Consider the following 13,266-nt stretch of genomic DNA (forward strand, 5'->3'; position numbering starts at 1 on the left):
ACGACGGGCCGTTCGCACCTGCAGGAGGCGCGGTGCCGGTCGACGGGCACCGCGCCTCCTCGGCGGGGTCGCCTCAGCCGGCGGTCTCGTCGCCCGGGTTGCGCGCACCCGAGGTGTTGGCGGCCCGGGCCACGGCCGCGGCGGGGTCGTCGACGTCGATGACCGGGATCGCGCTGGTGATGGGTGCCAGGCCCGAGAGCCGTGCGGGCGAGAGCACCTTGCGCACCTGCTCGTCGGTCATCAGGCCGGCCGCGACCACGAGCGGGGCGATGGCCGCGTTCGTGGTCAGGGCGGTGTGGGCGATGGCCGCCGCCGCGGTGTAGCCGATGTAGGGCGTCAGCGCCGTCACGCTGCCGACGTTCGTCTCGACCTGCTGGGTGAGCCGGGCACGGTTGGCCTCGATGCCGTCGACGCAGTTGACCCGCAGCGTCTGGCAGGCGTAGGTCATCCACTGCAGGCTCTGCATGACCGAGTGCGTGATGACCGGCTCGAAGGCGTTCAGTTGCAACTGCCCCGCCTCGGCGGCCATCGTCACGGTGACGTCGGCCCCGGCGACCGAGAACGCCACCTGGTTCACGACCTCGGGGATCACCGGGTTCACCTTGCCCGGCATGATGGACGACCCGGCCTGGCGCGGCGGCAGCGTGATCTCGCTGATGCCGGCCTGCGGGCCGGACGACAGCAGGCGCAGGTCGTTGCAGATCTTCGACAGCTTGATGGCGCTGCGCTTCAGGGCGCCGCTCAGGGTCATGAAGACGCCGGTGTCGCTCGTCGCCTCGATGAGGTCGGGCGCCGTGACGAGGTCCATGCCCGAGAGCGTGCTGAGATGACGTCGGACGGCGTCGGCGTAGAGCGGGTCGGCGGTGATGCCGGTGCCGATCGCGGTCGCCCCGAGGTTGATCTCGCCGAGCAACGGCACGACGTCGCGCAGTCGCTGCACGTCTTCGGCCAGGGTGTGCGCGAAGCCGGTGAACTCCTGCCCGAGCGTCATCGGCACGGCGTCCTGCAGCTGCGTCCGTCCGACCTTGAGCACGTCGTGGAACTCGTCGCCCTTGGCCGCGAACGAGTCGGCGAGCAGGTCGAGCTCGACCAGCAGACGGCGCAGGGTGAGCACCATCGCGATCTTGATCGAGGTGGGGTAGGTGTCGTTGGTGCTCTGGCTGCGGTTGACGTCGTCGATCGGGTGCAGGTGTCGGTACTCGCCCTTGGCGTGCCCGAGCAGTTCGAGGGCCCGGTTGGCGATGACCTCGTTGCTGTTCATGTTCGTGGACGTGCCCGCGCCGCCCTGGATGACCCCGACGGCGAACTGGTCGTGCAACGCCCCGCCGCGGATCTCTTCGCAGGCCCGCTCGATCGCCCCGGCCTTGACGGGGTCGAGCACGCCGATCTCGACGTTGGCGCGGGCCGCCGCCTGCTTGACGAGCGCGAGGGCCGTGACGAGGTCGGGGTAGACCGAGATGGGTCGCTGCGAGATCGGGAAGTTCTCGAGGGCCCGGGCGGTGTGGATGCCCCAGTAGACGTCGGCGGGGACCTCTCGGCTGCCCAGCGAATCGGTCTCGGTGCGGGTCGGTGCTGCTGTCTGGGTCGTCACGTGTGGTGCGCCTCCGTCGTCAGTCGGGGCCCGGTCGTCGTCGACCGGACGCTTCCGTCGAGCCTACCGGCGGGGCCGGGGGCCGGTGGTTCCGAGGAGGCGCGGCTGCCGTCGTCGGGGACGCCCGCGCCCTGGGGACGAGACGACACCGGCGTCGGGGTCAGCGGTGGAAGCCCGGGACGATGAGGTAGATGCCGTAGAGCACGCCGAGGGCGCAGACCACGAAGCACGCGTACCCGGCGGCGGTCCGGGCCGTCGTGCGACCCTCGACGGTCAGGAGGCGCAGGCCGAGGGAGTAGAGCGACACGAGCGCCGCGGCCGAGAAGAGGGCGACGAGCGCGACCACGACGAAGGCGGACCAGTCGATCATCAGCGCACCTCGTCGTCGGTCGTGGTCACGCCGCGGGGAGCGACGACGGGCTCGGGCGGGTCGTCCATGCGCACGAACGGGGCCTCGACGCCGGACGCCGGGGTGTCGACTCGGCCCTTGCGGACGGCACGCCGGGCACGACGACGGGACAGCACCGAGGTGGCGGCCACGTCGACCTCGATCGCCGAGCCCTGGTCGTGGGGTCGGCGGCGCGACACGACGAAGATGCCGGCGATGACGACCGCTCCGACGGCCGCGTCGATCACGAGGCCGGTGACGCCGAGCGTGGCGATCAGGGCGGCGACGGCCCCGACGGCGGCCGACGCGGGCAGGGTGATGAACCAGGCGACGACGATCTTGCCCGCCGTGCCCCACTGGATCTTCGACCCCCGACGCCCGAGACCCGCGCCGATGATGGACCCGCTGGCCACCTGCGTGGTCGACAGGGCGAAGCCCAGGTGGCTCGAGGCGAGCACGGTCGCGGTGGTCGACGCCTCGGCCGAGAAGCCCTGCGTGGGCTTGACCTCGGTCAGCCCGCCGCCCATGGTCTGGATGATCCGCCAGCCGCCGGTGTACGTGCCCAGCGCGATGGCGAAGGCGCAGACGACGACCACCCAGAACGGCGGGCCCGAGTCGGGCGTGAGCAACCCGCCCGCGATGAGGGTCAGCGTGATGACGCCCATGGTCTTCTGCGCGTCGTTCGTGCCGTGGGCCAGGGCGACCAGCGACGACGTGAAGATCTGGCCGTAGCGGAACCCGCCGCGCTCGCTCTTGTCGTCGCGGCGACGGGTGATCGTGTAGGCCAGTCGCGTGGCCGTGTAGCCGACCACCCCGGCAATCAGCGGGGCGAGCAGGGCGGGCAGCACGACCTTCGACAGCACGACGCCGAAGTCGACCGACCCCAGGCCGGCACCGACGATGGCGGCCCCGATCAGGCCGCCGAAGAGGGCGTGCGACGAACTCGACGGCAGGCCGCGGAGCCAGGTGAACATGTTCCAGACGACGGCGCCGATGAGCCCGGCGAAGATCATCTCGGGGGTGATCTGCACCCCGCCGTCGCCTTCACGGATGATGCCGCCGGAGACGGTCTTGGCCACCTCGGTGCTGAGGAAGGCCCCCACGAGGTTGAGGACCGCGGCGACCGTCACGGCGACCTTGGGCTTCATCGCACCGGTCGCGATCGGGGTCGCCATGGCGTTGGCCGTGTCGTGGAACCCGTTCGTGAAGTCGAAGAAGAGCGCCAACGCGATGACCAGGACGACGATGAGTGTGATGTCCACCGGCCCGAGTGTCACAGGTGGGTGGACGCGGGTCAACTCGACGGTGTCCTGCGGGGTACATCCCGGTGGACGGCGGGTGACGCGGTCCCGTCGACGCCCCGGGCGCGCGACTCAGACGTGCGGCACGAAGTCCTGCCAGGCCCGCCGCCGCTCGCCCCGCGGGTCGTGCTCGACCCGGTCGCGCACGTCGATGATCAACGTGCGCCGACGATGGGGGTCGTAGGTCGGCCAGTCGGCGACGGCACCCGTGCGCACGAACTCGAGCCAACGGGACCGCGTCCGTGCGGCGGTGCGGAGGAACGCCCGCCGACCGCCGAGCAGGCTCATCGCCCAGCCGAACGCCGACCCCATGCGGTCGTAGATCGCCCAGAGCTCGAGGCCGTGGAAGGCGTCCACCCCGACCGTGCGCAGGATGCGCGTCGTCGCGTCGAAACGGTAGAAGCGCACGTCCTGGTGCACGGCATGGCGCTCGGCGACCTTCACGCTCGGGAACCAGAACGCGTAGTCCCCGCCGAAGTCGAGGGCGGCCGGCCGGTCGGGCAGGCCGGGGTAGTGCCGCTTGATCGCCTTGCGCGCCTTCTTCTCGGTCGCGGCGAAGATCGCCCGGATGCGCGGCTTCGTCGTGGCGAGGATGTCGCGGCGCCCGGTGAACACCGAGCCCTCGCGGTCGTTCGTGCCGATGACGAGGGGCACCGGGTGGGCCCGGCCCGCCTTGAAGGCGTCGAGGGGGCGCTCCGGCAGGAAGTCGCCGTCGATGACCGGGCTGAAGCAGATGGTGCCGGGGTCCTCGTCGGGGGTGCGCAGCTGGAGTCGACTGGCGGCCCGGACGATCGCCGTCGTCGGTGCCCCGGCCAACAGGTCGGCCGCGTCGTCGACGCTCGTGGCCTCGAGGTCGTCGTCGGAGAGGTCGTGGGCCAGCAGCTCGAGGAACTCCCCCGCCCAGCGCTGCGTCACGGCCGGAGGGTAGATCGCGTTGGGCGGGGCGCTCTGGGCGACGACCCCTCGGAAGAGCCCGCGAGCGCGGGGCACCGTCATCAGGGTGGTGACGGCGTTTCCGCCCGAGCTCTCGCCCGACAGGGTGACGCGGTCGGGATCGCCGCCGAACGCGGCGACGTTGTCGTGGACCCACTCGAGGGCGGCCACCTGGTCGCGGAGGCCGAGGTTCGAGTCGAACGGCCGGTCGTCGGTCGCCCAGTGGCTGAAGTCGAGGTAGCCGAACGCGCCCAGTCGGTAGTTGAGGCTGACGTAGACGATGCCGCCCTCGCGGACGAGCGTCTCACCCTGCCTCGGGAACTCGCGCGACGAACCCACGCTGTACGCGCCTCCGTGGACGAAGACGAGCACGGGCAGCCCGTCACCCGGTGCCGTGCCGTCGGGTGCGATCACGTTCAGCGTCAGGCAGTCCTCGCTCAGCGGGGTCGTCGCGTCGACGCCGACGAACTGCACGCGGTCCTGCGGCGCGGCCGGCCCGAACCGACTGGCGTCGCGGACCCCGGCCCACGGCACGGGCGGCTGGGGAGCCCGGAACCGGAGGCGCCCCACGGGTGGTGCCGCGAACGGGATGCCGCGCCAGGCGAGCACGTCGCGCTCCCGCACGCCGCGGACCTCGCCGGAGCGGGTGGTGCGGACGAGGTCGGGGGCCGGGGCCGTCACCCGGGGCTGTGCGGTCACGGGGCGATGTTACGGGGGCTCCGGCCACCCGCCGCGCGCGTTCACCCGACGTTCTCCTAGGGGGCGCCTGGGAGGATGGGACGAACTTTGCAGTCGGTGCACGCCGTACGGCTGCTCGCGACGACTGGACGGAGCCCGGCTCACATGGAACTCGGCGAGCTGCTGATCATCTTGACCGGGTCGCTCGTCGTGACCGCCTTCGCCCGCTGGAGGGGCCTGCCCGCTCCGCTGCTGACGGTGGGCATCGCCCTGCTGGTGTCGCTGGTCCCCGGAGTGCCCGACATCGAGATCGACTCCGAGGTCATCCTGACGGTGGTGCTGCCGCCGCTGCTCTACTCGGCCGCCCTCGACGTGTCGCTGCTGAACTTCCGGGAGAGCCGCGTGCAGATCGCCCGGCTCGGCGTGGGCGCCGTGGTCGTGACGGCGTTCGCCGTCGGAGGGGTCGCCTACGTGATGATCCCCGACATGACGCTGCCGGCCGCACTGCTCGTCGGGGCCGTGGTCGCGCCTCCCGACGCCGTGTCGGCGGCCGCCATCGGCCGCAAGCTCGGCCTGCCGCGGAAGGTCATGACCGTGCTCTCGGGCGAGAGCCTGATCAACGACGCGGCGTCGCTGACGCTCGTCAAGGTCTTCCTCGCCATCGTGGGCGGGGCGAGCCTGACCCTGTGGGACGACCTCGGCATCTTCGGACTCGCGATCGGCGTGGGGGTGGCCGTCGGCCTGACCCTGGGTCTCGTCGCGCACCGGGTGCGCGTGCGCATCGACGACCCCGTGGTCGAGAACGTCATCGGCCTGCTGTTGCCCTTCATCGCCTACGTCGCCGCCGAGGAGCTGAGTGGTTCCGGCGTGCTGGCCGTCGTCGCCGCGGGCCTCTACGTCGGCTTCAACTCGCCCCGCACGGGCTACGCGACGCGGTTGCAGGAGCGCCCGTTCTGGTCGGCCGCCGACGTGGTGCTCGAGGGCTTCGTGTTCGCGCTGATCGGCCTGCAACTCCGGGCCGTCGTGCTCGACGTCAGCGAGAGCGAGCGGGGCCTCGGCGAGAGCGTGGGCGTCGCGCTGGCCGTCCTGGCGGTGGTCGTGCTCGTGCGACCGGCCTTCGTCTTCGGGACGTACCATGCCGCCCGCGCGGGCCGGTACCTGTTCTTGTCGACGGTGCTGCGGAAGCTCCGGCGGGTGCCGGCCCTGCGTCGGCTCCGCCGTGCGCCCGCCTTGCGGACCGTGCGGTACCACCCGCAGCCCCGGATGGACTGGCGACAGCTGACCGTCATCTCGTGGACCGGCATGCGCGGCGTGGTCACCCTGGCCGCCGCCGTGTCGATCCCGGCGGTCACCGAGTCGAGCATCCCCGTGCCCGCGCGCGACACGATGTTCCTCATCGCGTTCATCGTCACGGTCGGCACCTTGTTGCTGCAGGGGTTGACCCTGCCGTTCGTCATCCGGGTGCTGGGGGTGCGTGACGAGACCCAACGCGACCGCGACCTGGCCGCCGAGCTGGCCGTCTTCTCGTCGAGCACCGACGAGACGATGGCCTACGTGGCCGAACGCCGCGGCGAGTGGGAACGACGGTGGGGGGTCGAGCTGACCGAACGGGCCGTGACCCTCTCGACGACACGGCTGCTGCGCCAGAACGACGCCCTGCAGCGCACGGCCCTGGACGACGCCGACGAACGAGGCGCCTCGGGGGCGACCGACGCCCAGCGCGCCCGCCGCCGAGCGGCGCCCCAGGCCCTCGGGACGATCCGCCGCGAGCTGCTCGCCAAGCGCCGCGAGGTCGTGCTGCGCGAGCGGGACGCGGGCAACGTCGACGAAGAGGTGATGCGACGCGTGCTGCTCGGCCTCGACGCCGAGGAGCTCGCCATGGACACCTCGGCCTTCACGAGCACGAGGTCGTGACGCGCGCACGGGGCCGGGCCGCCGCCCGGCGTATCGTGAGCGGCATCGGCGGCGAGACGGACGGCCCGCGGACGACGAAGGGACACGGCACGGTGGCGACCACGACGGACGAGACGGTGACCGGCGGCGCGGTCGGACCCTCGAAACCCGAGCTCGGACGGTACCGCCGCTGGTACTCGACCCTGCACCCGTCCCTGCAGCTGATCGGCCTGCAGCTCTGGCTGCCGCTGTTCTTCATCGTCGGTTTCTGCCTCTGCTACATCGCGGCCTTCCACGCACCCCACCCGCACGACGTCCCCGTGGCCGTCGTCGGGTCGTCCTCGGCCGCCGCCGAGCTGCAGACGAGCCTGGACGAGGCACGGCCCGGCGTGATCGACGTCCGCGCCTACGCGTCGGCCGACGAGGCCGAGCAGGCGGTCCTCGCCGGCCACGTCGCCGTCGCCTACGACCCCGCGGACACGACGATCTACACGGCGAGCGCCCACCAGTACCAGGTCGCCGCCCTGATCCCCGCGACGATCACGCCGGTGCTCGAGGCCGAGGGCGTCACGCCCACCGTCACCGACCTCGCTCCGCTGCCCCCGAACGACGAGTACGGCACGGTGTCGATGTACCTGATGCTCTCGTGGTGCATCGGGGGCTACATGGTGGCGATGTTCATCGGGCTGATGGGTGCGCCGCTGCGCCACCGCACCCGCATGACGGTCATCGGCGTCGGGGGCGGCGTGATCTCGCTCGTGACGAACGTGCTCGCCGGGCCCGTGATCGGCGCCGTCGACGGCCACTTCGTGCCCCTCTTCTTCATCGCCTGGGCCTGGATCATCGCGATCGGCCTGGCCGTCAACGGGATCAGCTACTTCGTGGGCCGGTTCGTGGCCCTGCCCGCGATGATCGTCTTCGTCTTCCTGTCGATGCCGTCGTCCGGAGCCGCGTACCCGGCCTGGTTCATGCCGCAGCCGTTCGCCTGGCTGAACGCCGTGGTGGTCGGCAGCGGCATCACCGAGATGCTCAAGCGCGTGTTGTACGGCGTGGGCCCCGGTTACGAGCGCGGCGTCACGATGATGCTCTGCTACGCCGCGCTGGGCGTCGTGCTGATGATCGTGGGCAAGCGCTGGTGGGAGAACCGTCGCATCGCCCGGATCGTGTCGGGCCGCACCACGATGTTCGCCGACGCGCAGAACGCCAACCGAGAGTTCTTGACCCGCGAGCGCGACGAGGTCCTCGCCCGGCACGGGCTGGTGGCGACCGACACGGGCACGATCAACACGATCCCGGTGCACGAACGCGACGACCTGGGCGACCCGGCCGAGCGGGGGGACATGTTCCTCGGGGCACCCGGCGGTCTCGAGGCCGACGAGCTCTCGACGCGGCCCGTCCGCGTCGTGGCGGACGGACGGGTCACGTCGCCGTCCCTCGATCGAGACGAGCGCAGCGTCCGCTGACGAGGTTCCCGCCGGGCGTCAGACCAGCCGGGCCTCGGCCGTCGACGCGCGGCGCTCGGCCAGCTCGATCGCGGCGAGGCGCTCGACCCGACGCCACCGGGCGGCCGTGACGGCCATGCCCGCGACGAGCGCGATGACGGCGAGGCTCGAGAGCACGAGCAGGGTGCCGCCGAACGCGGCGCCGACCACGACGGCGACCAGGCCGAGGGCCCAGGCTGCCATCGGGAGCCACACGGGCGCCATGCGACGCGGGGCGGCGACGGCCGCGCGCGGGAGACCGCGCGTCGGGGTCAGGGTCAGGCCGTCGTAGCTGGTCATGTCGCTCCCCGTGAGATCCGTCGGACGGACGAGGGTGTCCCCCGGCGTCCGCTTCGGGTCCGACCCTAGGCGGGGCCGGGACCGTGCCGCGCCCCCCTCTGCGAGGGGCACCCGTCCGGGTGCCGGCCCCTCAGTGACCGGCGTGTTCGGCGGGAAGGACGCCCTCGGAGGCCACCGTCGCGAGGTCGGCCGCGAACACGAACGTGCGCGCGACCCGTCCCCCGGCGAGCACGCCCGGCAACCAGTGCGACGCGTCGTCCCACATCTCGTCGAGCGGCAGCTCGTCGAGGCCGAACCAGCGCGGCGCGAGTTCGTCGCTCTCGGCCGGCTCGCCCGTCCAGGTCGTGGTGACGAAGACGGTCGACCGCTGGCTCCAGCTCTCGCGGTGGGGGAAGAGGTACAGCAGGTCGCCCCGCCGCTCGAGGTCGGAGGCGACCACCTCGACGCCGCTCTCTTCCGCGATCTCACGGACCGCCGCCTCCGCGGCCCCTTCGCCCGGTTCGAGCTTGCCGCCGAGCCCGACCCAGCGGCCCGTGCCGAGTCCGCGCTTCTTGCGGCCGAGCAGCACCTGCACGCTCCCGTCGTGCTCGCGCATCAGGTAGGTGACGCAGACGCGGTAGACCGGCATGACGGCAGGCTACCGGCCTCGCACGTGGCACGTCGCGCGTAGGCTCGTCGTCATGTCCGACGCACGATCCGGCGGCAGGCGACGCCCCGGGCCCGAGTTCCGGGGCGCCGGCCGCAGCCTCGAGGTGTTGCGCGCCGAGGCCCACGACGAGCTGTCCGCCCTCGTCGAGCTGCGCTGCCGCAACGGCGAGGACCCGTGGGACGTCATCCCCGGTCTGCCCACCGTCGACGAGCAGGTCGTCATCTCGTTGCGGGCGGACGCCCTCGGCGTCGACGGCGTGCCCACCGCGACCGGCCTCGGGCTCGACGACGAGCTCGGCTACCTGCGCACCATCGCGCTCTGGCACCCCGAGCTGTCGCGCGCGGTCTGGTCGCTCATGGGGCGCCTCGACGACGCCTCCCGCTGAGCACCACGGTCCGACGCCGTCGCGCGTGTCGGTGGTGCACCGTAGCGTGGCCCCATGAGCTGGTGGGACGTCGTGACGGTGACCGTGGGTGCCTTCGTGGGTGCCGGGGCGGCGTTCGCCTCGAACCTCCTCGTGCGTCTCATCGAGTCGAGGCGGCGTGAGGCCTCGGCCCTCAACGAACTGATCACCGAGATCCACTTCCGTCGGGTGCTGCGGCGGGTCGCGCCACGGCTCAGCCCGAACCCCCGGGCCCTCGACCCGGTCTACGAACAGGCGCGGCACTCGATCTCGGCCCTGCGGGGCGAGATCCGGCGGGCCCGTCGTGCCCTGCGCCCCCGGTCGAGCGCGCTGCCGGTGCTCAACGAGATGACCCTCGCCTGCAACACCTTCCTCGACGACAGCGACGACGCGCCCGAGCGGTACCGACTGCACCTCATGCAGCTGCACGCCCGGCTGAACGCCTCGGTGCGACGGCTGAGGTCCGACCGCCGGTCGATCTCCGACCTCGAACCGGGCGAGGCGCACCTCGGTGCCACGGTGCAGGGGTTGGCGGCGCCGACGACCGTGCTGCCGGTCGACGACTGACCGTCGCCGACCTCGCCGATCGTCGACGCCCCTCGCCGACGGACGCCACCGAGGAGGCGCGGGTAGCGTCCCCGACATGAGCGACCGCGACGAGACCCCGGCCCCCGACAGCACCCCGCACGGCCACGCGGCCGACGCGGCGGAGACCGACGCACCGGACCCGGGCGGCCACGACGTCGACGCCACGATCACCGTCCCCGGCACGCACTCCGAGTCGGCCGCCGAGAAGGCCGGCACCCCCGAGCAGGCGATCGACGAGGCGCGCGAGGCCGAGGCGCCCGGCCCGGCCGACGTGCACGTCGCCTCGGACGAGTACCCGGACGTGCCGCCCCTCGGCGGCATCACCGCGAGCGACCGCTCGATCTGAGCCGCCGTTAGGCTCGGGTGATGGCCTCCGCACCCGCACCCCGCGCCCCCCAGAAGCCCGTCACCCGGTCACACCACGGTCACGACTTCGTCGACGACTACGAATGGCTGCGCGCGAAGGACGACCCCGAGGTCGTCGCCCACCTCGAGGCCGAGAACGCGCACACCGAGGCCGAGACGGCGCACCTCGCCGACCTGCGAGAGACCGTGTTCGACGAGATCAAGGGCCGCGTGCAAGAGACCGACCTGGGCGTCCCCGTCCGTGAGGGCTCGTGGTGGTACTACTCGCGCACGGCCGAGGGACGGCAGTACGGCATCCACTGCCGTGCGCCGATCTCGGGTCCGGACGACTGGACTCCCCCGTCGATCGAGGCGGGCGAGGCCGCCGACGGCGAGCAGGTGCTGCTCGACGGCAACGTCGAGGCCGAGGGCCACGACTTCTTCTCGATCGGCAGCTTCGACGTCTCGCCCGACGGCACGCTGCTGGCCTACGCCGTCGACGTCGAGGGCGACGAGCGCTACACCCTGCGCATCCGCGACCTGGCCACGGGCGACGACCTCGACGACGTCGTGACCGGCACGGCGGCCGGCGCCCTGTTCGACGCCACCGGCCGCTACGTCTTCTACCCGACCGTCGACGAGTCGTGGCGACCGGACACCATCTGGCGCCACGAGGTCGGGCAGGCGGGTGACGACGTCGCGGTGTTCACCGAGACCGACGACCGCTACTGGATCGGCGTCGGGCTCACCCGCAGCCGGCAGTACCTCGTCGTCGACGTCGGCTCGAAGATCACGAGCGAGACGTGGCTGCTCGACGCCGCCGACCCGACCGGGGAGTTCCGGGTCGTCTGGCCGCGCCGCGAGGGCGTCGAGTACGACGTCGAGCACGCGGTCGTCGCGGGCAGCGATCGCCTCCTGATCGTCCACAACGACGGGGCCGAGAACTTCGAGCTGGTCGACGTGCCGGCCGACGACCCCACCTCGACGACCGACCGCCGCGTGATCGTCGCGCACCGCGCCTCCGTCCGGCTCGAGTCGGTCGACGCCTTCGCCGGCCACCTCGTCGTGGAGTACCGCCGCGACGCGCTGCCGCGCTTCGCGGTGGTGCCGCTCGGCCCGGACGGCTACGGCGAGTTCTCCGAGGTCGGGTTCGACGAGCCGCTCTTCGCCGCCGGGGTCGGCGGCAACCCCGAGTTCGACCAGCCGACCGTCCGGTTCGGCTACACGTCCTTCGTGACGCCGTCGACCGTCTACGACCTCGACGTCCGCACGGGCGAGCGCCACCTGCTCAAGCGCCAGAACGTCCTCGGCGGATACGACCCGGCCGACTACGACCAGGCCCGCGAGTGGGCCACGGCCACCGACGGCACCCGCGTGCCCGTCTCGCTCGTCTGGCGCCGCGACGCCGTGCCCGCCGAGGGTCCGTCGCCGGTGCACCTCTACGGCTACGGCTCGTACGAGCACAGCATCGACCCGGGCTTCAGCGTGGCCCGGCTGTCGCTGCTCGACCGCGGCGTGGTGTTCGCCGTCGCGCACGTCCGGGGCGGGGGCGAGCTCGGCCGCTCGTGGTACGAGAACGGCAAGACCCTCACGAAGAAGAACACCTTCACCGACTTCGTCGCCGTCGCCGACCACCTGATCGCCGAGGGCCGCACGACGCCCGAGCTGATGGTGGCCGAGGGCGGCAGCGCGGGCGGCCTGCTGATGGGTGCCGTCGCGAACGTCGCGCCCGACCGGTTCGCCGGCATCGTGGCGGCCGTGCCGTTCGTCGACGCGCTGACGAGCATCCTCGACCCCGACCTGCCGCTCACGGTGATCGAGTGGGACGAGTGGGGCGACCCGCTGCACGACGCCGAGGTCTACGAGTACATGCGGGGCTACAGCCCGTACGAGAACGTCCGCGACGACGTGACGTACCCGCGCATCCTCGCCGTCACCTCGATCAACGACACCCGGGTGCTCTACGTCGAACCCGCGAAGTGGGTGGCGCGGCTCCGCGAGGTGGGCGCGCCCGTGCTGCTGAAGACCGAGATGTCGGCAGGGCACGGCGGCGTCAGCGGTCGGTACGAGTCGTGGCGTGAGCGGGCCTTCGAGATCGCGTGGATGCTCGACGTGCTCGGGCGCGCCTGACCGTCGTGGACCACGTCGCCCTGCTGCGGGGCGTCAACGTCGGCACCGCCAAGCGGGTCGCCATGGCCGACCTGCGCCGCGTGGCCGCCGCACTCGGCTTCGACCGACCCGAGACGCTGCTGAACAGCGGCAACCTGGTCTTCGGCGCCCCGGGGCCGCTCGCGACCGACGCCGCTGCCGGGCTCCGGTCGGCGATCGCGCGCGAGACCGGCGTCGACGCCGACCTCGTGCTGCTCGAGGCCGACCGGTTCGCCCGGTCGGCCACCGTGAACCCGTTGCGTCGCGACGGTCGCGACCCGAGGCTGCTCTCGGTGGCGTTCGTCCAGGTGCCCGGCGCGCTCGAGGGGATCGCGCCTCCCGACGTCGACCTCGGCGACGAGGAGGCCGTCGTCACCCCCGACGCCGTCTACCAGTGGCTGCCGTCGGGCGTGCTCGCCTCGCGGGTGCCCGCCGGCTGGTGGCGCGCCCTGCCGACCCCGGTCACCGCCCGCAACGACGCCACGGTGCGCAAGATCGAGGCCCTGCTCGCCCGCCGCGCCCGCTGACCCCGCCTTCCGGAGGTCGGGTTCGACCGACGGACCGGCCC

The 13,266-nt window shown here is 72.5% G+C and carries 13 protein-coding genes; 7 read left to right on the forward strand and 6 right to left on the reverse strand.

Features of this window, described 5'->3' with window-relative positions:
* Nucleotides 1–73: 73 nt before the first annotated feature.
* The 4 genes from AC3CCI_RS01645 to AC3CCI_RS01660 form a co-directional block, all read right to left on the reverse strand.
* Nucleotides 74–1,591 (reverse strand): aspartate ammonia-lyase, encoded by a 1,518-nt coding sequence (locus AC3CCI_RS01645; protein ID WP_354593326.1) that lies wholly within the window; start codon nucleotides 1,589–1,591, stop codon nucleotides 74–76.
* A 160-nt stretch (nucleotides 1,592–1,751) separates the two neighbouring features.
* The gene (locus AC3CCI_RS01650) at nucleotides 1,752–1,961 is read right to left on the reverse strand and encodes a hypothetical protein (protein WP_056262781.1); all 210 of its coding nucleotides are present in this window, start codon (nucleotides 1,959–1,961) and stop codon (nucleotides 1,752–1,754) included.
* Nucleotides 1,961–3,241 carry an inorganic phosphate transporter gene (locus tag AC3CCI_RS01655; protein WP_354593327.1) on the reverse strand — a complete coding sequence of 427 codons (1,281 nt, stop codon included), beginning with the start codon at nucleotides 3,239–3,241 and terminating at the stop codon, nucleotides 1,961–1,963. The genes AC3CCI_RS01650 and AC3CCI_RS01655 overlap by 1 nt, the downstream gene beginning before the upstream one ends.
* 111 nt (nucleotides 3,242–3,352) lie before the next feature.
* The gene (locus AC3CCI_RS01660) at nucleotides 3,353–4,912 is read right to left on the reverse strand and encodes a carboxylesterase/lipase family protein (RefSeq protein WP_488627905.1); all 1,560 of its coding nucleotides are present in this window, start codon (nucleotides 4,910–4,912) and stop codon (nucleotides 3,353–3,355) included.
* Between the two features lie 144 nt (nucleotides 4,913–5,056).
* Between AC3CCI_RS01660 and AC3CCI_RS01665 the strand changes: the two genes are divergently transcribed.
* Nucleotides 5,057–6,805: a cation:proton antiporter gene (locus tag AC3CCI_RS01665; RefSeq protein ID WP_354593329.1), complete on the forward strand. Its 1,749-nt coding sequence runs from the start codon at nucleotides 5,057–5,059 to the stop codon at nucleotides 6,803–6,805.
* Entirely contained in the window at nucleotides 6,802–8,247 is a 1,446-nt protein-coding gene (locus tag AC3CCI_RS01670) for an ABC transporter permease (RefSeq protein ID WP_488627906.1), read from the forward strand. The genes AC3CCI_RS01665 and AC3CCI_RS01670 overlap by 4 nt, the downstream gene beginning before the upstream one ends.
* Nucleotides 8,248–8,265: 18 nt before the next feature.
* Here AC3CCI_RS01670 and AC3CCI_RS01675 read toward each other — a convergent pair whose 3' ends face one another.
* Nucleotides 8,266–8,565: a hypothetical protein gene (locus tag AC3CCI_RS01675; RefSeq protein WP_488627907.1), complete on the reverse strand. Its 300-nt coding sequence runs from the start codon at nucleotides 8,563–8,565 to the stop codon at nucleotides 8,266–8,268.
* 130 nt (nucleotides 8,566–8,695) lie between these two features.
* Nucleotides 8,696–9,193: an 8-oxo-dGTP diphosphatase gene (locus AC3CCI_RS01680; RefSeq protein WP_488627908.1), complete on the reverse strand. Its 498-nt coding sequence runs from the start codon at nucleotides 9,191–9,193 to the stop codon at nucleotides 8,696–8,698.
* A 52-nt stretch (nucleotides 9,194–9,245) separates the two neighbouring features.
* On the opposite strand from AC3CCI_RS01680, the gene AC3CCI_RS01685 reads away from it, so the two are divergent.
* From AC3CCI_RS01685 to AC3CCI_RS01705, 5 genes are all read left to right on the forward strand, one after another.
* Nucleotides 9,246–9,599 carry a hypothetical protein gene (locus tag AC3CCI_RS01685; RefSeq protein WP_354593333.1) on the forward strand — a complete coding sequence of 118 codons (354 nt, stop codon included), beginning with the start codon at nucleotides 9,246–9,248 and terminating at the stop codon, nucleotides 9,597–9,599.
* Nucleotides 9,600–9,653: 54 nt separating this feature from the next.
* On the forward strand, nucleotides 9,654–10,184 hold the full coding sequence (locus AC3CCI_RS01690; RefSeq protein WP_488627909.1) for a hypothetical protein: 531 nt from the start codon (nucleotides 9,654–9,656) through the stop codon (nucleotides 10,182–10,184).
* A 76-nt stretch (nucleotides 10,185–10,260) separates the two neighbouring features.
* Nucleotides 10,261–10,551: a hypothetical protein gene (locus tag AC3CCI_RS01695; protein ID WP_488627910.1), complete on the forward strand. Its 291-nt coding sequence runs from the start codon at nucleotides 10,261–10,263 to the stop codon at nucleotides 10,549–10,551.
* 20 nt (nucleotides 10,552–10,571) lie between these two features.
* Nucleotides 10,572–12,680: a S9 family peptidase gene (locus AC3CCI_RS01700; RefSeq protein ID WP_488627911.1), complete on the forward strand. Its 2,109-nt coding sequence runs from the start codon at nucleotides 10,572–10,574 to the stop codon at nucleotides 12,678–12,680.
* Between the two features lie 5 nt (nucleotides 12,681–12,685).
* Complete coding sequence (locus AC3CCI_RS01705; protein ID WP_488627912.1) at nucleotides 12,686–13,225, forward strand: DUF1697 domain-containing protein; 540 nt, start codon at nucleotides 12,686–12,688, stop codon at nucleotides 13,223–13,225.
* Nucleotides 13,226–13,266: the final 41 nt, after the last annotated feature.

The organism is Frigoribacterium sp. CF331 (assembly GCF_057787905.1).

Bases quoted from the DNA above. Each gene is read 5' to 3' on its own strand.
- AC3CCI_RS01650 (WP_056262781.1), bottom strand. From the start codon at position 1,961: ATGATCGACTGGTCCGCCTTCGTCGTGGTCGCGCTCGTCGCCCTCTTC.
- AC3CCI_RS01665 (WP_354593329.1), top strand. From the start codon at position 5,057: ATGGAACTCGGCGAGCTGCTGATCATCTTGACCGGGTCGCTCGTCGTG.
- AC3CCI_RS01675 (WP_488627907.1), bottom strand. From the start codon at position 8,565: ATGACCAGCTACGACGGCCTGACCCTGACCCCGACGCGCGGTCTCCCG.
- AC3CCI_RS01680 (WP_488627908.1), bottom strand. From the start codon at position 9,193: ATGCCGGTCTACCGCGTCTGCGTCACCTACCTGATGCGCGAGCACGAC.
- AC3CCI_RS01685 (WP_354593333.1), top strand. From the start codon at position 9,246: ATGTCCGACGCACGATCCGGCGGCAGGCGACGCCCCGGGCCCGAGTTC.
- AC3CCI_RS01690 (WP_488627909.1), top strand. From the start codon at position 9,654: ATGAGCTGGTGGGACGTCGTGACGGTGACCGTGGGTGCCTTCGTGGGT.
- AC3CCI_RS01695 (WP_488627910.1), top strand. From the start codon at position 10,261: ATGAGCGACCGCGACGAGACCCCGGCCCCCGACAGCACCCCGCACGGC.
- AC3CCI_RS01700 (WP_488627911.1), top strand. From the start codon at position 10,572: ATGGCCTCCGCACCCGCACCCCGCGCCCCCCAGAAGCCCGTCACCCGG.